17 protein-coding genes are annotated in these 19,494 nt (G+C 34.0%); 12 read left to right on the top strand and 5 right to left on the bottom strand.

From position 1 onward, the window contains the following. The first annotated feature begins 17 nt into the window (after positions 1-17). Positions 18-2,801, top strand: a complete 2,784-nt coding sequence (locus Bccel_RS04810; RefSeq protein ID WP_242853103.1) for a UPF0182 family protein — start codon at positions 18-20, stop codon at positions 2,799-2,801. A 118-nt stretch (positions 2,802-2,919) separates the two neighbouring features. Here the strand turns inward: Bccel_RS04810 and Bccel_RS04805 are convergent, their stop codons facing one another. From Bccel_RS04805 to Bccel_RS32490, 4 genes are all read right to left on the bottom strand, one after another. Then, positions 2,920-3,777 (bottom strand): YitT family protein, encoded by an 858-nt coding sequence (locus Bccel_RS04805; RefSeq protein WP_036940417.1) that lies wholly within the window; start codon positions 3,775-3,777, stop codon positions 2,920-2,922. 108 nt (positions 3,778-3,885) lie between these two features. Further along, the gene (locus Bccel_RS32005) at positions 3,886-4,014 is read right to left on the bottom strand and encodes a hypothetical protein (protein WP_276326142.1); all 129 of its coding nucleotides are present in this window, start codon (positions 4,012-4,014) and stop codon (positions 3,886-3,888) included. A 26-nt stretch (positions 4,015-4,040) separates the two neighbouring features. Next, positions 4,041-4,388, bottom strand: coding sequence for a hypothetical protein (locus tag Bccel_RS04800; protein WP_036940415.1), 348 nt, complete (start codon positions 4,386-4,388; stop codon positions 4,041-4,043). Positions 4,389-4,418: 30 nt separating this feature from the next. After that, on the bottom strand, positions 4,419-4,592 hold the full coding sequence (locus Bccel_RS32490; RefSeq protein WP_152965924.1) for a zinc-ribbon domain-containing protein: 174 nt from the start codon (positions 4,590-4,592) through the stop codon (positions 4,419-4,421). A gap of 352 nt (positions 4,593-4,944) precedes the next feature. Between Bccel_RS32490 and Bccel_RS04795 the strand changes: the two genes are divergently transcribed. From Bccel_RS04795 to hfq, 10 genes are all read left to right on the top strand, one after another. Beyond that, positions 4,945-5,796, top strand: coding sequence for a cohesin domain-containing protein (locus Bccel_RS04795; RefSeq protein WP_036940412.1), 852 nt, complete (start codon positions 4,945-4,947; stop codon positions 5,794-5,796). A 245-nt stretch (positions 5,797-6,041) separates the two neighbouring features. Then, entirely contained in the window at positions 6,042-7,841 is a 1,800-nt protein-coding gene (locus tag Bccel_RS04790) for an S-layer homology domain-containing protein (RefSeq protein ID WP_036940409.1), read from the top strand. A gap of 405 nt (positions 7,842-8,246) precedes the next feature. Continuing rightward, positions 8,247-10,013: an S-layer homology domain-containing protein gene (locus tag Bccel_RS04785; RefSeq protein WP_050753121.1), complete on the top strand. Its 1,767-nt coding sequence runs from the start codon at positions 8,247-8,249 to the stop codon at positions 10,011-10,013. Positions 10,014-10,552: 539 nt separating this feature from the next. After that, positions 10,553-11,425 (top strand): EFR1 family ferrodoxin, encoded by an 873-nt coding sequence (locus tag Bccel_RS04780; RefSeq protein WP_036940406.1) that lies wholly within the window; start codon positions 10,553-10,555, stop codon positions 11,423-11,425. 283 nt (positions 11,426-11,708) lie between these two features. Continuing rightward, complete coding sequence (locus tag Bccel_RS04775) at positions 11,709-12,095, top strand: YlbF/YmcA family competence regulator (RefSeq protein ID WP_036940404.1); 387 nt, start codon at positions 11,709-11,711, stop codon at positions 12,093-12,095. A 56-nt stretch (positions 12,096-12,151) separates the two neighbouring features. Beyond that, positions 12,152-12,871, top strand: coding sequence for a MutS N-terminal domain-containing protein (locus tag Bccel_RS32795; RefSeq protein ID WP_476748352.1), 720 nt, complete (start codon positions 12,152-12,154; stop codon positions 12,869-12,871). Beyond that, a complete protein-coding gene (gene mutS / locus Bccel_RS04770) occupies positions 12,871-14,766 on the top strand; it encodes a DNA mismatch repair protein MutS (RefSeq protein WP_476748369.1) in 1,896 nt (631 codons plus the stop codon). The genes Bccel_RS32795 and mutS overlap by 1 nt, the downstream gene beginning before the upstream one ends. Before the next feature lie 100 nt (positions 14,767-14,866). Further along, a complete protein-coding gene (gene mutL / locus Bccel_RS04765; RefSeq protein WP_036940400.1) occupies positions 14,867-16,993 on the top strand; it encodes a DNA mismatch repair endonuclease MutL in 2,127 nt (708 codons plus the stop codon). Between the two features lie 8 nt (positions 16,994-17,001). Next, positions 17,002-17,943 (top strand): tRNA (adenosine(37)-N6)-dimethylallyltransferase MiaA, encoded by a 942-nt coding sequence (gene miaA / locus Bccel_RS04760; protein WP_036940397.1) that lies wholly within the window; start codon positions 17,002-17,004, stop codon positions 17,941-17,943. Positions 17,944-18,015: 72 nt separating this feature from the next. Next, a complete protein-coding gene (gene hfq, locus Bccel_RS04755; protein ID WP_036940396.1) occupies positions 18,016-18,258 on the top strand; it encodes an RNA chaperone Hfq in 243 nt (80 codons plus the stop codon). Positions 18,259-18,336: 78 nt separating this feature from the next. Here the strand turns inward: hfq and lexA are convergent, their stop codons facing one another. Then, positions 18,337-18,978: a transcriptional repressor LexA gene (gene lexA / locus Bccel_RS04750; RefSeq protein WP_036940395.1), complete on the bottom strand. Its 642-nt coding sequence runs from the start codon at positions 18,976-18,978 to the stop codon at positions 18,337-18,339. A 197-nt stretch (positions 18,979-19,175) separates the two neighbouring features. Between lexA and yneA the strand changes: the two genes are divergently transcribed. Next, a complete protein-coding gene (gene yneA, locus Bccel_RS04745) occupies positions 19,176-19,463 on the top strand; it encodes a cell division suppressor protein YneA (protein ID WP_036940394.1) in 288 nt (95 codons plus the stop codon). The last annotated feature ends 31 nt before the right edge of the window (positions 19,464-19,494 follow it).

Below are 19,494 nucleotides of genomic sequence, written 5' to 3'. Positions count from 1 at the left end.
GGGAGGTCTTAGACTGGATGGACATTAATGAATTTAACAATTTTTATGACAGGAATGAGTTTAGGAATACTGCAAAAAAGCTTAAGGGAAGGTTAATTGCAGTTATAGCAGTCTTCGCTGTTGTAGTAGGACTAATTGTAGCTGCCGGCATTTATCTTGATATCATTCAGTTAAATGAAATAGGCAAAAAACTTTCAAGTATTTATATTAAGAACATTCAATACAAATTGATTTTCAGCGTATTTACCTTTATATTGATATTTGCTGCCATCAGTGTAACCAATATATTTATAAAGAGGGTTCTTTTTAAATTTCTTAAGAAGAATGGTACCCAAAGCAATATAAAGTTTCCTAATTATTCCATAGCTGCTGTGATTGGACTTTTAGGAGCATTTATCACAAGAAATTTCTTCTTCCAGAAAGCACTTACATTTTTTAACTCTGAAGCCTTTAACCTTAAGGACCCGCTTTTTAGTAAAGATGTGGGTTACTATATATTTCAAAGGCCCTTCTTAATATCCATTTATGATTTTATATTATACTTATGGATTTTCGTAATATTTTATACCATAGCTTATTATCTTATATCCCTCATATTGGTATATAGTAATGTAAGCCTTGAAGATCTAAAGTTTAAAAGTCTTATAAGGCATAATATCATTAATGTTTCAATATTCTTCCTCATTAAGGCGGTTTCCTATACATTTGAAAAAGAGGGACTTCTCTTTGGGAGTTTTGCAAATGTACGAGGTGTGGGATCTGTTCTTGGAGCCGGGTATATTGCCAATAACATATGGAAATTGTATTTTACAATAGCACCATTTCTGCTTTTGGCAATTGTGGCTGTAACATTTTTCTTTGTATGGCGCGGCAAGCTTAAGTCCGCTGGGTTTTCAATAGCCATTTATCCGGCTGTATGGATTGTAGTAAGCATAATAGCAGCCATAACCCAAGTTGCTTATGTTAAACCTGATGAAATAAATGCAGAAGGAAAGTATCTAAAAAACAATATGACTATGACAAGAAAAGCATATAATATTGACAATATAGAAAGCTATCCTTTCAAACTTGAACCATTAAAGCCGGAAATAATTGCAAGGAATAAGGAAACTGTAGACAACATAAGAGTTGTTGACTATAAGGCAACCCTTGACAGTAATAAACAGCTTCAGGGATTGACAAACTTCTACAGTTTTCATGAAGGAGATATAATAAATTACAATATAAATGGAAAAGAAACTCCTGTTTTCATATCTGCCAGGGAAATCAACAAGGATTTACTTCAATCCAAGTCATACACCAATATGATGTTTAAGTATACTCATGGCTATGGTATTGTTATGAACCCCATCAACAGGTTTACAAGAGAAGGACAGTCTGACTTTATAATAAGCGGACTTCAGAATGAAGAGACTGAACTTAAAATAAATGAACCAAGGATATATTATGGAGAGCTCACTAAGGACTATGTTGTTGTCAATCCTGCTCAAGAAGGTAAGTTAAAGGAAACCGATTATGACGGGAAAACTGAGGTGAGCTATGATACCCAAAATGGCGGAGGAATTAAGCTGGGATTTTTAAACAAGGTACTTTTTGCATTAAGGTTCCATGATTACAATTTCCTTGTTTCAAGCAATATTTCTTCCAATTCAAAGCTTCTACTAAACAGGCAGGTTGTGGAAAGAGCCCAAAAGGCTGTGCCGTTTTTAAGGGTAGATAACGATCCATATATACTGCTGACGGATGACGGAAAACTGAAGTGGATTTTAGATGCATATACTACTACCAATCTATTTCCATATTCTCAGGACTTTGGCGGATTCAACTATATAAGAAACTCGGTTAAAATAATTATTGATGCATATACAGGAGCAACTGATTATTATATCATCGATAATAATGATCCTATAATAAAGGTATACAACAAGATATATCCAGGTATTTTTAACAGCATGGATAAATTGCCTGAATTTCTAAAACAGCACATGAGATATCCTGAGTATCTTTTTAAGCTTCAGACTGAGGTATTAAAGAAATATCATATAAACCCTGACAGTGAGCAGAATATAACTAATTTTTACGGCGGTCAGGACTTATGGAAATTAGCTTCTATACCTGACAAGGAATCAGGAGAAGAAGTACTTGAGCCTTATTATAATATGATAAAGCTTCCGGGTAAATTCGGTAAAAATGAAGAACTTATTTTGATGAGACCGTTTACTCCATCCGGTGAAAGACATAACTTAGGTTCATGGCTCTCTGTAAGAAACTCAATGGAGAACTACGGGCAGCTGATACAGTTTACTTTCCCAAATGAAGCACAGAATATTTTCGGCCCATATCAGGTAGAAGTAAAAATAAACCAGATAGATTCCATATCAAAGGATATTACACTATGGAGTCAGAGCGGTTCGGCTGTATTTAAAGGAAATCTCCTGGTTATACCTATTGAAAATAGTATTCTTTACGTTGAACCAATTTATATAAGATCAACCGGTAACGCAATACCCGAAGTAAGAAGGATTATTACAGGGTATCAGGAGGGAAATGAGTTCAGATATGGAATTGGTACTGACTTAAGAAGTGCACTTAATAATATGTTTTCAGCAAACCCAGCCACTGTAACTGATGACAAGACAGATACAACTACGGATAATAAAGATGCTGGAAATGATAATGAAGATAAGCCTTCACAAAATGTTGGCGACAAGCAGCAGGTAATTGACCAGATTCTTTCAAAATATGATGTACTTAAGAAGCAGATGGATGAACTTGATAAACTTATGCAAGATTTAAGATAGGGAGATCATAATTCCCTAAGGCATGATTAACAGCTAAAAAGGCCAGCTTCGAACCTTTGTAAAATGATAGATGTAATGTTTTACGAAGGTTCGAAGCTGGCCTTTTTGATTATTGAAATTAATGTATTGATCTCTTTTTGTGTTTTCTTCCCATGACATCGGATACATCATGTATAGTAACGAATGCATTTTCATCAGTATCGTTAATAATAGCTTTTAATTTTGCAACTTCCAAACGTGTTATGACAGAGTAAATGATAGTTTGCTGCCTTTCAGCATAAGCACCCATACCATCTAGATAAGTTACACTTCTTCCTAAACGGGCCATAATATTCTCAGCAATTTCTTCTGCTTTTTCTGAAATAATCATTGCTGCCTTGGCTTCATCTATTCCTTCGTTTATAATATCTATTGCCTTATATGCAATAAAGTATGCAATTAATGAGTACATGGCTCTATCCCATCCAAAAACCAAGCCTGCACTGCTTAAAATGAATATGTTAAAAAACATAACAATTTGACCCACTGAGAATGTCATTCTTTTGTTTAATACAATAGCAATCATTTCGGTACCGTCCAATGATCCTCCATAACGAATAATAAATCCAACACCGATTCCTAAAATTATTCCTCCAAAAACTGTAGCCAATAAAATATCATCAGTTAGTCCGGGTATAGGGTGGAATACGGACACAAAGAATGAAAAACAAGTAATTGAAAAAATTGACTGCAGCACAAAGGACTTACCGATTTGTTTATAACCAAACACAAGAAAAGGAATGTTCAGGAAAAATGTAAAAAGTCCTAGGGGAATTTGTGATAAATAACTCAAAATAATTGATATACCTACGATACCGCCATCTATTATTTTATTTGGTATTAAAAAGAATTCCAAACCTGCTGCTGCCATAATTGATCCGGATAATAGGAAAAAGTATCTGTATAATACCTTTAATGCACGTTTTTTTTTAGTCATAGGTTGACCTCCTTTGGTGTGTGTAGTAGGTATGTAAGGGCAGGTATACCTGCCCTTGTATATTTATATTAAGGCATGAATGAATAATTACTTCCGCTCATGACTAAATTATTTCTGATTTTTATTCATAGTATCGGTATCGTTTTCACTTATCTTGGTAGCATAATGACCAGCTATAGCTCCGCCAACGATAAAAATTGCAACAAGTACAAGTATTATTATGGAAACAGGATTCATTTCTTCACCTCCAATACAATTAGTATTTATAATATTGAAGATGAAATATACTTGTATTTGGTCCCGTGGAAATAACTAGAGAGAAAAATTTTTATTTGTTTGCGAAAATTGAACGGATTTTTCTTTTCCTCATAGGATTGAGGAATATTTGACAGTAAGGCAAAAGGATCATATGAAAAGAAAAGCTTTGATGTAAGCTGCTTAAAGACTGGTTTTTTAGCATCATTAACCGATACAATACTACCATGATAAGAATGAGTTAATATAACAGTATTCGTGTCTTGTATTTGGTCGGAAACATCAAAACAAAACGGAAGGAACAATGCATTAACATTAAAAGCTAACAGCAATAAAAATGTTAATAATCTATTCAAAACGTTTCTTTCCTCCATCTATTGCATACATTATTTCTCTTTATCATTATGTGTCTGTTTATCCTGCTTGGATCCGCAATAAGGGCAAAAACTAAATTCAGCTTTAATTTTTTTTCCGCAGGTTCGACAACTTTTTTTGCTATGATCGACATATTCTTGAGAATTTGTTTTTCTAAAGAATATTTGGTAAAGAATTTGAAACATATCTACTCCTTTACTCCTTTTAAGTAATTATATCTAATTTAGAACAATTCATCAATGACTAATATATTCAATATGACATAATTATTATTTTAATTATGCCTTAATTAATTTTTAAATTGCGACTTTCCTTTTTTCGATGTATAATCATATTATATGGACAATGGACTTTAAACATTAATATGTTAATATGCTTGTATGCTATTCCAAATTTTTTCTTTTCATTTCTTTTAAACGTTATTTTATGCCAGGCATCAAGCTCGACTGGCTGATCGCAATAACCAACGTTAGGGATCGCCGATATAAAAAGTACATTTCCATATTATAAAAATAATTTTTCAAAAGGGGATGTCATATGAAGAAAAGTCGAATTCTGTTGGTTTTGGCACTTGTATTGGTTTTTAGCAGTCTATCTTTAACATCTGTTTTTGCAGATTCACTTCCTAGTATCGGTATCGAGCTTGACAAGACAGAAGCAAAGGTAGGAGATATAATCAAAGCTACTATCAAAGCTAATGATATTAAAAACCTCAATGGCTTTCAGCTAAACATGAGATTCAACCAGGAAGTTCTGAAGATAGTATCGGAAGACGGATCAGAAAGTTTTGATGATAAAACATGTCCTGAGAATGGTGAATTGATCATGAATAAGAACTATTCACTTTTCCCTGCGGCAGAAAATATTATTTCAGCAGGAGTGTTGAACTTCGGTAGAACCTACATAGATATGGGGTCTTATAGACAGAGTAACAAGCCGGAAAGTACAGGTTCTCTGGCAGTATTATATTTTAAAGTAATTAAGGATGCAGCAACAGAAATAGTTTTTGAAGAACTTGGAACAATGCCAGGCTCAAATAAGGGTACATTACTGTTTGACTGGGATGGGAATACTATTAAAGAGTACAGTGTAAATGATTCCACTAAAATCAATCCAAATTCAAGCCCTGCTCCTTTGCCCAAATATACTGTTAAGCCCATTTCTCGTCCAGTTGAACAGCCAACAGCTGAAAAGAATAATAATATTTACATAATAATACTTGTAGCTGTTATTGCAATTGTTGTTCTATTGCTTTTTGTATTTATATTTGCAGGTAAAAACAAATCTTCCGGTGATGATAATCTGGATAATGAAGAAGGCCAGGATGAATATGATGACGAAGGTCAGAGCAGTGAGTATGACGAGACGAACGATAAAGATAATACGTAAGTGATTCAAAATAAAAGTGACACTAATCTTACATTTTCTTCACTGATATTTGCGGCATAAAATGTAAGATTAGGCACTTTTATTTATAGTTAATCTAAAGCATTATTAATCTACATTTCAATTTTTCAAATCATTTATCTTCTAAGAATGTACATGTCAATATCTTCTAAGAATGTACATGTCAATTTGATAATTACAAAGAAAATGGGCTAATCCAGTTTCTTAATTGAGAGGAGCGATTAACATTGAAAAGAGCTGTTTTTAAGCAACTAATCAAAAAACTTTTTCTATTTTCAGTGATTTTATCGGTAGTAGGGACAAACCTGTTGTTCACACCTTCCGAGGCATCAGCAGAAGGGGGAGTAAGTATAAGCATAGGTTCAGGGACTGGAGATCCTGAAGCTTCTGTAAAAATACCGGTAAATATATCAGGTATCCCGTCTTTAGGAATAAATAACATAGATTTTGAATTGAGTTATGATAGCAATAACCTTGAATTTATAAGTGCTATTCCGGGTGCTATATATGATGTTCCTACGGATTTTTCTTACTTTAATACATCTGAAAATGGTGTAGGTAAAATAAAATTTTTATTCAGCGATACCACCCAGGGCAGCCAACCATTGAAAAAAGAAGGTGTTATGGTTGAATTAAACTTCAAAGTTAAGAAATCCGCTGTTCAAGGTGTTTATAAAATTCAAAAGTACGAAATCGGTTCATGTTCTTCAATTGATTCGGCTAATAAGAAGCTTGTACCAGTAAATGTTAATTTTAATGATGGTGCCATAACGGTTACAAATGCAGCAACGCCAACACCTACTCCATCTGGACAGGTTCCAACTCCTACCGCAACTGTAACTCCTACTCCAGTAAAAGTGTCGCCTTCAGCTAAGTCTTCAACAGCTCCATCTTCAGTGGTTTCTAATAGCAATCCGGTAAATACACCAATTTCTTCAGAATCAAGGGTTACACCAACTTCTGCTATTAAGGCTACTCCAATAGTTCTTGTAAATGAGAATAAGAAGCTGATTCCCAAAGGCATACCTGCTGATTTAGCTATAACTGTTAAGACAGACAAGAATATTTACAAGGAAGATGAGATAATCAGTTTTAAAATTAAATATCTAAACAGATTGGACAAGGAAGCATCGAATGTTGTAATAAGTGCAGAATTCCCTGCAGGAACAGTCCCTATATTAAGTTCAATAAAGCCCATGGGAAAATTAAAGGATAATGGCATGGAATGGGAAATTGACAGCCTTGGGATAGGGAAAGTTGGCGAGATAGAATATCAGCTACAGGTAAGTAAGCTACCAATAGCTATGACAACTACAACCGCTGTTGTTACAATTGACAGCAATGACAATATACTTAAAAATGATGACAATAAATCACTTGCCAGATTCCTTCTGCTAAAAAACAATACTGTTCTAAGTCATAAGAAATATATGAACGGATATCCTGACGGTACAATCAAGCCTGACAAGGAAATAACAAGAGCTGAAGTAGCTGTATTGTTTGCAAATCTTTTAGCCCTGGATACATCTGATAATACAACAGTAGCATATCAGGATGTTAAAAAGGGACATTGGGCATTAAAATACATAAATGCGGTTTCGAAAGCAGGAATATTTAAAGGATCTACAGTTAAGGGTGTATCATTATTCAACCCAAATAATTTTATTACAAGGGCAGAACTTGCTACTGCAATATCAAGATATTTGGAGCTTGGTGAAAATCGGACTCCACTAGAAGTGCATTTTTCAGACATAGTTGGGCACTGGTCCATGAAATATGTTGAAGAGGCATATAGGCTTAATATTGTAAGCGGATATAGCAATGCAAAATTCCTTCCTAACAATAAAATAAAGAGGGCAGAAGTTTTGGTAATGTTAAACAGAATGTCCTTCAGAGGTCCGGTATCAACCGACGAGGCAAGTCCGTTCAAGGATCTTAGCAAGAAACACTGGGCATTTGGACATATTATTGAAAGCACAACAGATCATAATACAATACTAAATGGACAGGTTGAAATTAAGCAATAATTGCTAAAAAATTGTTTTTTATAAAGACATTATGAATAAACGACGGAGCTGTTGCAGAACTAAGGCATCAGCTCCCATTTTATTTTGCTTAAGTCTAAACAGCTAATGCAAAAAGCGGAAAAGTGTTGTATAATATTACTATATTTAAGCTATGTATTACTAATTCTAACTTATCAAATTTTTATGAGGAGGGGTTGTCAATAGAGTTATTTCATTCAAGTTTAGTATAAGAAAATATCTATATAAGAAACATTAATTATTTTGGACATGGCGACTTTTGTCATTCTTGTGCTATATGAAAAGTTTATTGGGCAGGCAGTTTGTAGTACAATTAATAAGACTAATCACTTTTCATATAAAAAGTACAAGCCTTGTTATTTTTATTTGGAAGGGGATTATATTTAAATGGTGTATAAAAGAAATTTATCTGCAATTCTTTCGCTTTTAATCATCTTTAGTAGTCTTGCAATATCATATGTCAATGTAAATGCAGTCAACTCACAGTTTATACTTGAGGCGGACCAAACCAATATAGCAAAAAAAGATGTCATTGAAGTATCTCTAAGTGTAAAAGATATGCCTAACTTTGCCGGCTATCAGGCTAATATTAAATTTGACCCGAAAGTTCTTAGGCCTATTTACTCCGATGCTACACCTTTTGACAATAATTCTGCTCCTGAAACAGGTGAATTGTTATTAAAGAGATATTCGCCGACAGATATGGCAGCTAATGATCTTGCTAAGGGTACTCTCACATTCGGAAGAACTTATATGAATTTGACAGGCTACAAAGCTAATAATACTCCTGAATCAACGGGCACTATAGCGTATATTTATTTTGAAGTCCTAGAGTCAAAAAATACAAAAATAGAGCTGCAAGATTCAGCATCCTTAACCAATGCTGTGAGTGGAACTATGGCGTTTGACTGGGATGGAGCACAGCAAAGTAATTATACGGTAGTAGGAACTGTAGAATTGATCGGACAAGCACAGGAACAGTCACCTACCCCAACGATTGATGCCACTCCAACTTCGGGTGATGCAACTCCCACAAAGCGAGTGACTCCTACAAAGCGTGCGACTCCTACAAGCACTCCTACTAAAACTAATACAACTGTAACACCTTCATCGTCTTCAAGTACGCCTGAACCATCTCAAGGAACTAATGTAACTCCATATGAACCTGAAACGGCTATTGAGGATTTGGCAATATCAATAAGTGCTGATAAGAGGATATACAATGAAGGAAATACTATTACTTATACTATTAAATATAAAAACAGAACAAATGAACTTGCAATAGGTGTTGAAATTACAGCAGATATTTTGGATAATACAATAATTATAGACGAATCTGACTCAATTAGTGAAGGCGGTAGAATTAAATGGAATATAGGTAATATCGATTCGGGCGAATCAGGTGAAATCAAGTATTCTGTAAAGGTATTACCACTTAGTGAAGCGGAAGTGGAAATATCAAATACTGTGAGCATCAGTGCCTCAGAAGGTACGGGAGAAACTGCAGATTCAACCATAAAAGTACTGGCTGTATCCAATAAGTTTGGTAAAGTTTCGCATAAAAAGTACGTTCAAGGATATAAAGGTAATTTGTTTTTGCCGAATAAGGAAATTACCAGGGCGGAAGCTGCTGTTATGTTCTGCAACATACTGGGCATAGATGTACCCAAAAGTAAGGAACAGGTTTTTTCCGATGTGGGTGTCAATCATTGGGCAGCTCCATACATCAATGTTGTTAATAAAGAAGGCATTTTTAAGGGCTTTAGTGACGGAAGATTTCTACCTAACGGATTTATAACAAGAGCAGAAATGGCAACCGCTATTTCAAGATTCTTAGGACTAAGTGAAGCAGAGCCTATTTCCGTACATTTCAAAGATATCGCCAATCATTGGGCAGTAAAGTATATTGAAGAAATATATAGGGTGAAGATTACAAGCGGATATAAGGATGGGAGTTTCTTACCTAATAAAAAAATCAAAAGAGCTGAGGCAATTGTAATGTTTAACAATATGCTGTTCAGAGGCCCCCTAATGGGAGGGACGTCTACCTTTGACGATGTTGGTTATGATTATTGGGCAATAGGCCATATTGAAGAAGCTGCAAACGATCATTCAAGCACCAGGGACATTAACGGTGTTGAAATAATTGGTTAAAAATATTGATTAATTGGAAATAGTGCTGCAAACTACCTGGAGTAGTAGTAGCACTATTTAATTTCATAAAAAGTAAAAAGGCTGTTATGTTTTAACAGCCTTTTTACTCAGTAATTATTTCAGGAAAGTATGGAATCTATAAAAATAAAGATATTAGCAATTTTTAGACTCCCCTAACAACAAATCTTAAAACACATTTAAAAACTTAATTTTCTTACAATTCAATTATATTTTTTTTGAGCAAAAATATTAATGATATTTATTTTAATTTAATGATATTTTATTCGAAATTAATTATTTCTATAAAAAATGTAAAATGTAAGGCTATAATAACTTTTAATATTGTTTATAAATCTTTAATGTATTTTTAATTGGAATTTAAATAAATAAGTATTATAATTATTATGAAGATATATAATTATAAAAACAATTGATCTATTGCAAAGCTTTAATATTTTTATAATAATAAACACTAATTTAATCAGTTTAATCTATGTAAATGATAATATTCTCATATAGCTTTTTTGGGGGGGACTAATGTGCAGAAAAAAGTAGGTGTATTCTATTTTTCTGGTACTGGAAATACTGAGATAATTGTTAATGCTCTGGGAAATGAGCTTATAAAAAGCGGAAATAAAATCGAAATAATCAGGATAGAAGATATTTTGAAGGACAATGTATATTTTGATGTAAACAGTTATGATTTGATAGGCATATGCTACCCTATACATGCTTTTAACGCACCTGGTATAGTATTTGATTTTATAAAAAAGCTTCCAAGGGTTAAAGATAAATATACATTCATTATAAAAAATGCCGGATCTAATTTCCTAAAAGGCGGATCAACAACAATCATTAAAAATAAGTTAATTGCAAAGGGATATGATCTCTTTAACGAAAGCCTAATTTTAATGCCTAGCAATATATTTACCAAATATCCTGATGAGCTGTCAAAGCAATTGTATTTGACTTCTATAAAGAAAGTTAACAGAGTTGTTCGGGAAATATTGAACGGTAAAATGAGAAGGCAGAAAAATTCAGCCATGCTTACTCTTTTTACAAGGATAGTCAGCTTTTTTGAAGGAATTGGTGCACCTTTATTCGGGAAAGATCTCAAAGTAAATGATAATTGTGCAAGCTGCAACAAATGCGTTAAAAATTGTCCTCGCGGCAACATAAGGATGGAAGGTTTGAAGGTTAAGTTCGGTATGAGATGTATGGCATGTCTTAGATGCATATACCGATGCCCTCAAGGTTCAATTAAACCCACATTGTTTAAGTTTGCAGTATTTAAAGACGGTTATAACCTCCAAGGTATAATAGATAATCCTGAAATAAAAGGTGAATATATAACTCGGGATTCAAATGGGAAATACAAAGAATTCTACAATTATATTTTTAATGAAGACTAATAAAATCTTAATATAAACCTCTTAATGTAATATTATTATTTATTAATTTATTTTAAAAGCTTCACATTACCTTTCCAGCTTAAAAAGGGTATTGTGAAGTTGTTTTTATAATTTTACTGTTTATAATATTTTGGATGTATTTATATTAAATGGAACATAATAATCATGATATTTTATAATATTTTTTGATTTTTTTAAAAACAACATAAATTATTGGTTTTTTTTTGAAATTTATGATAAAATTACGTTAATGCGTTTTTAAATATATTTAAGGAGAGTAATTATGGATATTATCGATAAGGCTAAAGAACTAGGAAACATGCTTAAGGAATCGCAGCAAATGGCAAATTTAAAAAAGGCTGAAGAAACATTGATGCAGGATGATAAAGGTAAGGGATTTTTGAATGATTTGTACATGTTGCAGCAGGAAATGTCTGATGCTATGAGTGAGACAACAGATAAGAGTGTTATAGAGGATATAAATAATAGATATTCCCTAAAGCAAAATGAAGTTTTATCTTATGAAGTAACTCGTTCATATTTTGAAGCAAAGGGAAACTTTGATAAGCTTATGAAACAAATAAACGATGTGATTATGTATAGCCTCACTGGGCAGGAACCATGTTCCGATGATAATTGTTCATCCTGCGGATGCGGCTGCGATCATTAATGTGAGATTAGGAATGCCTTAATATAGTTTATATTGAAGTGAGGTAGATTGTAGCAATGGCAACACTTACACCAATGATGCAGCAATACCTTGATATAAAGGAAAAGTACGATGACTGCATCCTGTTTTTCCGTTTGGGAGACTTTTATGAAATGTTTTTCAAGGATGCCCAAACAGCCTCAAGGGAGCTGGAAATAACCCTTACGGGAAGAGATTGTGGACAAGAAGAAAAGGCACCGATGTGCGGAGTGCCTTTTCATTCTGCTGAAGGCTATATTGCAAGACTTGTAAATAAGGGGTATAAGGTAGCAATATGTGAACAGGTTGAAGATCCATCTGTTGCAAAGGGTATAGTTAAAAGAGATGTTGTTAGGGTGGTTACTCCTGGAACTGTAATCGATTCATCAATGCTTGATGAAAGAAAGAATAATTATCTCATGTCCATCTATAAGAGTAATAATTACTTTGGTATTGCTGCAGTCGACATAACAACAGGAGAATTTTCAGCAACATCTGTAAGCTGGGGTAATACCATTCAAAAAACCATAGATGAAATAGCCAAATTTTCACCTTCTGAAATTATAACAAACAGGGAACTATGTGAGGATAGTTCTATTGTTTCCAATATAAAGAACAGGTTTAATTCCTTTATTACCTGCCTTGATGACGATAGTTTTTCCAAGGAAAAGGCAATTGACAAATTTGCCGGAAAGTTGGGAGAAAACATTGAAGAAGAATCTTCTTATAATCTAGCCCTTGAGGCTTCGGGGCACTAATAAAGTATATTGAACAGACACAAAAGGTTAGCCTTCATCATATACAGGACATAAAATTATACAGGATTGAAGAATTTATGGTACTGGATATGTCTACAAGGCGTAACCTTGAGCTTTCCGAAACCATGAGGGAAAAGTCCAAAAAAGGTACTCTTTTATGGGCTTTAGATAAAACTATGACGTCCATGGGAGGCAGAACAATACGAAGATGGATTGAACAGCCTCTTTTGAATATTTCCGATATCAACGACCGTCTTGAAGCTGTGAATGAGTTAAAAGACAAGTTCATGATAAGGGTGGAAATAAGAGAGCTTTTGAGAAGAGTTTATGACATTGAAAGGCTTATGGGAAAGGTTATATTGGGAAATGTAAACTGCAGAGACCTGGTTTCATTAAAGAATTCAATGGGGCAGATCCCATACATAAAGGAGCTTTTAAATAACTTAAGTACATCCCTTATTGTGAGAAAAAACAATGAGATTGATTCATTAAATGATGTTTATGAATTAATAGATAAGTCAATAGCAGATGAGCCTCCTGTTTCGGTAAAGGAAGGCGGAATAATTAAAACTGGCTATAATGAAGAGGTTGACAGATACAGAAATGCAACTACCGAAGGAAAGACATGGATTGCGGCTTTAGAAACAAGTGAAAGGGAGAAGACCGGTATTAAAAACCTTAAGGTTGGCTTTAACAAGGTTTTCGGTTATTACATAGAAATTACAAAGTCCTATTTTTCATTGGTTCCTGAAACCTACATAAGAAAACAAACCCTTGCAAACTGTGAGAGATTTATAACACCCGAGCTAAAGGAAATTGAGGATACCATATTAGGTGCGGAGGAAAAGGTTGTAGACCTTGAGTACAAGCTTTTTATTGAGATTAAGGATAAAATAGCTTTTGAGATTGAAAGAATAAAAAGAACAGCCAATGGAATTGCTGAGATGGATGTATTATGTTCCTTTGCAGAGGTTGCAGACAGGGATTCTTACTGCATGCCTGTTGTTGACAATGGAGATGAGATACAAGTAATTGATGGCAGGCATCCTGTGGTTGAAAAAATGTTGGATGAAGGTTCTTTTGTTCCTAACGATGTTAATCTCGATATGTCGGATAACAGGCTGGCCATCATTACAGGCCCAAATATGGCAGGTAAATCAACATATATGAGGCAAACTGCATTAATTGTTCTTATGGCTCAGATAGGAAGTTTTGTTCCGGCTAAAAGTGCCAAAATAGGAGTAGTAGACAGGATTTTTACTAGGGTTGGTGCATCTGATGATCTGGCAGCAGGACAGAGTACGTTTATGGTGGAAATGTCGGAAATGGCAAACATATTGTTAAATGCAACCAATAAAAGCCTTCTTGTACTTGATGAGATCGGCAGAGGAACAAGTACCTTTGATGGACTTTCCATAGCTTGGTCGGTTGTTGAATATATAAGTGACAAGATTGGAAGCAGAACTCTTTTTGCAACCCACTACCACGAACTTACAGAACTGGAGGGTAAGAGCGGGGGCGTTAAAAACTACTGTATCTCAGTTATGGAAAAAGGCGAGGATATAGTATTTTTAAGAAAGATTATAAGGGGAGGTGCCGACGGCAGCTATGGTATTGAAGTAGCAAGGCTTGCAGGCTTGCCTCAGGCTGTGTTGAGCCGTGCAAAGGAGATACTGAAAGATCTTGAAGACGCTGATATAAACAAGAAGGAAACAAAGCTCAGAAAAAGCAAATTACCAATTGACGGGCAAATGAATTTGTTTTCTATTAAACCTGAAAACAAGGGCTGCCAGGAGGTTATTGATGAATTAAAGACTGTTGACATAAGTGCTCTTACCCCATTAGATGCACTTAATGTAATTTATAAACTCCAGCAAAAGCTCAGAAATTCCTGATATATTTAAGGGCATTTCAAACATATGAATCAAGGAAAATGTTTTACAATAATTAAAAAGTAAAATGATTATTGCAAAACATATATGAAGAAGGGACGCTATGGGAAAGATTGTACTACTGGATGAAAATACTTCTAATAAGATTGCAGCAGGAGAGGTTGTTGAAAGGCCCGCTTCTGTAATAAAGGAGCTTATTGAAAATTCAATTGATGCCGGTGCTGATAGTATATCCATTGAAGCAAAAAACGGTGGAGTAAGCTTAATGCGAGTTACCGACAATGGCTCTGGAATAGATGATGATGATGTGGAAATTGCTTTTGAACGCCATGCAACCAGCAAAATACGAAGTGCAAATGACTTGGAGTCCATAAATTCATTAGGGTTTAGGGGAGAGGCACTGGCAAGTATTGCATCTGTTTCTGTTGTAGAACTTACAACAAGGACCATAAATAAGGAATATGGTATTTATGCAAGGGTAGAGGGCGGCACTGTTAAAGAATTGAAACAGGTGGGATGTCCTGTTGGAACAAGCTTTGTTGTAAGCAGTCTGTTCTATAATACCCCTGCCAGGTATAAATTTCTCAAGAAAGATAGTACTGAGTTTGGATATATATCTGAGATTGTAAACAGGATAGCATTAGCTAAGCCAGGCATTTCATTTAAATTGACCGGTAACAGTTCAGTTGCTCTTCATTCCCCAGGTAATAATGACCTTTTAAGTGTTATTTTCAGTATTTATGGAAAAGAAGTAAGCAGAAATCTGTTACCCATCGATTATGAGGATTCAATCCTTAAGATAAAAGGTTATGCCGGTAAGCCTGAAATATCCCGCTCTACCAGGGAGTACCAATCAATTTTTATAAATGGCCGTTATATAAAAAGCAAGCTCATTTCTGCAGCAATAGAGGAAGCTTATAAAACGTTTGTTATGAAAAACAAGCACCCCTTCACTGTTCTAAACATTGAGATTAACCCTCTTCTTGTAGATGTGAATGTCCACCCAACAAAAATGGAGATACGGTTTTCTAAGGAACAGGAGGTATTTAGAAGCGTTTATCATGCAGTAAATAATGCACTTTTAAGTGCACCTCTAATAAGAGATGCACATTTTCAGGAAAAAGCCGATAATATTTTTAAAATTCAAGATCCTGAGATACGTAAGGCTGATTATGTACAACAAAATATTGAAACTGCCAAAACTGATATATTTAAAAATAAAGCTGATGTACCTACTCAAAATGCTGGTGCGAGCACAGATTATAATAAGATTCAGAACAGCTTTGAAAAAAAGGTTCCAGAAAAAGATAGCATGTCATGTGACAGTTTAAAAGAAACTGCTGAAAACAGTACTGTTGAAAACATGCCTACTGAAGACATAGCTATTGAAAGCAATACTGTTGAAACTAATGCTATTGAAAACAATGCTATTGAAAATAATACTATTGAAAACAGAGCTTTAGAATACAAAGCTTTAGAAAATATAGCCGCTGAAAATAAAGGTAATAAAGTTGAATTTACAGACAATATATGTAAAGAGATTTTTGATACTGATAAATACTTAACTGGGGACAATATAAATGAAGAAGTCCTTGATAAATCACATGATAGTGCAAAAAATGAGATAAAAAATAAGGATAATGCATCCATATTTGAAAATGCAAGTATAATCGGGCAGGTTTTTTCTACATATATCCTGTTGCAAAGGGAAAATGAACTTCTTTTGATAGACCAGCATGCGGCACATGAAAGAATAATGTATGAGCATTACAGGGATAAGTTCAGTAAAAAGGAACCTTTTTCTCAAATGCTTCTAACGCCTGTGGTTGTGGAGATTCCATATAACGAAATCAAATTTATGGAGGATAAGAAGGAAATTTTTTATAATTTAGGTTTTATTTTTGAGAGTTTTGGAAATAATTCAATTATTATAAGATCAGTTCCATTTATAAATGATATAAATTCCATAAAGGAGCTGTTTTTAGAAATACTTGATAAGATAAAAAAGTCAAATGTGGATGACATCGATATTATGGCCGATGAAGCCATATATACAATTGCATGCAAAGCAGCTGTAAAGGCAAACAGAAAGCTTGATGTAAAAGAAATAACAAGCGTTATGGAAAAGCTTGGAGATACAGTAAATCCCTATACCTGCCCTCATGGAAGGCCGGTTATAGTCAAGCTTACCAAATATGAACTGGAAAAAATGTTTAAAAGGGTTTTGTAGGGGTGAATATGAATAAGGTTATAGTAATAGTTGGGCCGACAGCATCAGGTAAAACAGCTTTGTCCATAAGTTTGGCAAAGGAAATGAATGGAGAAATAGTATCCGCAGATTCAATGCAGATTTATAAATATATGGACATAGGCACAGCAAAGCCTGATTTGGAAGAGATGTCAGGTATCAAGCATTATCTTATTGATGAAGTTAATCCTGATGAAGAGTTCAGTGTTGCACGGTTCAAAGAACTTGTAACAAAATATATAGATGAGATACTGGATAAAGGAAAACAACCAATAGTTGTTGGAGGGACAGGGCTTTATATAAATTCCCTGCTTTATAACATAGATTTTTCAGAGACTGTAAGTGACTGGGAGCTAAGAGAAGAGCTCAAAAAAGAAGCTCTTGAGATGGGAAATGAATATCTGCATGATAAGTTAAAATCTGTTGACCCAATTGCTGCCGGGAAGATTCATAAAAATGACTTAAAGCGCATTATAAGGGCTTTAGAAGTATATGAGTATTCGAAAAAGACAATAACAGAGCATCAGGAGGTGTCCAGGCAAATCCCTTCCAAATATGAATTTTATGCCTACGGTCTCAAAATGGATAGGGAAAGATTGTACAACAGGATAAACCAAAGAGTAGATATAATGTTTGAAAGGGGATTGATTGAAGAAGTAAAAGGCCTTATTAATATGGGCTATGACAAACATTCAGTAGCAATGCAAGCTTTAGGATATAAGGAATTACTTTTGTACCTTAGAGATGAGATTTCTTTGGATGACGCAAAGGAAATAATTAAAATGGGTTCAAGAAGGTATGCCAAACGTCAAATCACCTGGTTTAAAAAGACTGAGGGTGTTAAATGGATTGATTTGGATTTAGAAATGGATATTAATAAAATTGCAAAAAATATTAAAAATGATATTGCAACAAATGGTAATTTCCTATAGAATAATTGTATAGTTTCGGGTAAGTGTTAAGTTTTGGCATGGATAAAAATAGATAGATAGAGGAGGAGTCCCGTGAACAAGAATAATATTAATTTACAAGATGTTTTTTTAAATCAGGTAAGGAAAGAACATATCGCAGTAACAATTTACCTTACAAATGGATTTCAGTTGAAAGGTATGGTAAAAGGTTTTGATAATTTTACAGTTGTATTGGACAGTGATGGAAGACAGCAGCTTGTTTATAAGCATGCAATATCCACTATAAGCCCAATGAAACTTGTAAATCTTATATTTAATGATAACAGAGAACAGTAAAAAAAGCCGCTTAGCGGCTTTTTTAATTTCCAGCAAATTTATAGTGTAAGTTATATTTTGGTTATACCTAAAAAAAATCTAAAGTTTTCTGAAAACACCAATAACCTTTCCTAAAATACTCAGATTTTCTCTGACAATTATAGGCTCTAAGTATTTATTCTCCGGCTGGAGCCGTACATAACCATTTTCCTTGTAAAATGTTTTTACTGTAGCTTCATCACCTATCAAAGCAACAACTATATCTCCATTATTAGCCGTTGCCTGCTGCTTAACAAGAACAAGGTCTCTGTCGAATATACCTGCTTCAATCATACTGTCCCCTTGCACCTTTAGCATAAAAGCAGTTGAATTCTGCACAAAGTCTACAGGTAAAGGAAAAGTATCTTCTACATTTTCAACAGCTAGAATTGGCTGTCCTGCTGTTACTTTACCCACGATTGGAACATCAACCATCTCTTTTACAGAATAATATCCCTTATCATTCCTTTGGGCGTTGAAAGATTTTGAGCCAACAATACTTAAAGCACGTGGTTTAGTGGGGTCCTTTTTAATTTGACCAGTCTTACTGAGCTTTTCCAAATACCCATGCACGGTAGAGGTTGACTTTAAGCCAACTGCTTTGCATATTTCTCGAACAGATGGCGGATAACCCTTTTCAGCAACTTCTTTGTTTATAAATTCTAAAATTTTCTTTTGATTCTCATTTTGTTTCTCATGCATACAATACACCCCGTCTATATTTAATGAATTATAAGTATGTTTACATCCTTTAATATAAAAATTAACACTTTTAATATATTTATTTTATTATAACATATTATTTTGAAAAATCAAACTAACGTTCGAAAATTAATTGACAAAGAACGCACGTTTGGGTATAATTATGTAAAAGAACAAATGTTCGCAGGAGGTTGCTTATGAAAAGGAAATATACTTTGAAGAATAAAAAAAGATTTTTTACATTAATATTTTTGATTTTTGGTATTATGATTACTTTCGTTTTTGCCGATATATCATATGGTTATAAGAAAAAAGAATATAAGATGGTGGAAATACAATTAGGAGATACTTTGTGGGATATTGCAGATCGTTATAAGGGTGACACTGAAATAAGAAAATTTCTATATGAAATTAAAAAAGTTAATAGACTAGATACAAGTGATATATACATAGGAGACATGTTGAGAATTCCTGTTTCAGGATAAATAGTTATTAATTATTATTGAAAAATTGAGT

It is taken from the genome of Pseudobacteroides cellulosolvens ATCC 35603 = DSM 2933, assembly GCF_001262605.1.
GTDB classification, from domain to species: Bacteria; Bacillota; Clostridia; order Acetivibrionales; family DSM-2933; genus Pseudobacteroides; species Pseudobacteroides cellulosolvens.
The sequence above is the reverse complement of the archived record's forward strand: the minus strand, read 5'-3'. Positions and strand labels throughout refer to the sequence as shown.

Bases quoted from the DNA above. Each gene is read 5' to 3' on its own strand.
- Bccel_RS32490 (WP_152965924.1), bottom strand. From the start codon at position 4,592: ATGTTTCAAATTCTTTACCAAATATTCTTTAGAAAAACAAATTCTCAA.
- Bccel_RS04795 (WP_036940412.1), top strand. From the start codon at position 4,945: ATGAAGAAAAGTCGAATTCTGTTGGTTTTGGCACTTGTATTGGTTTTT.
- lexA (WP_036940395.1), bottom strand. From the start codon at position 18,978: ATGCATGAGAAACAAAATGAGAATCAAAAGAAAATTTTAGAATTTATA.
- Bccel_RS32005 (WP_276326142.1), bottom strand. From the start codon at position 4,014: ATGAATCCTGTTTCCATAATAATACTTGTACTTGTTGCAATTTTTATC.
- mutL (WP_036940400.1), top strand. From the start codon at position 14,867: ATGGGAAAGATTGTACTACTGGATGAAAATACTTCTAATAAGATTGCA.
- miaA (WP_036940397.1), top strand. From the start codon at position 17,002: ATGAATAAGGTTATAGTAATAGTTGGGCCGACAGCATCAGGTAAAACA.
- Bccel_RS04810 (WP_242853103.1), top strand. From the start codon at position 18: ATGGACATTAATGAATTTAACAATTTTTATGACAGGAATGAGTTTAGG.
- yneA (WP_036940394.1), top strand. From the start codon at position 19,176: ATGAAAAGGAAATATACTTTGAAGAATAAAAAAAGATTTTTTACATTA.
- Bccel_RS32795 (WP_476748352.1), top strand. From the start codon at position 12,152: ATGGCAACACTTACACCAATGATGCAGCAATACCTTGATATAAAGGAA.
- Bccel_RS04805 (WP_036940417.1), bottom strand. From the start codon at position 3,777: ATGACTAAAAAAAAACGTGCATTAAAGGTATTATACAGATACTTTTTC.
- Bccel_RS04785 (WP_050753121.1), top strand. From the start codon at position 8,247: ATGGTGTATAAAAGAAATTTATCTGCAATTCTTTCGCTTTTAATCATC.
- Bccel_RS04775 (WP_036940404.1), top strand. From the start codon at position 11,709: ATGGATATTATCGATAAGGCTAAAGAACTAGGAAACATGCTTAAGGAA.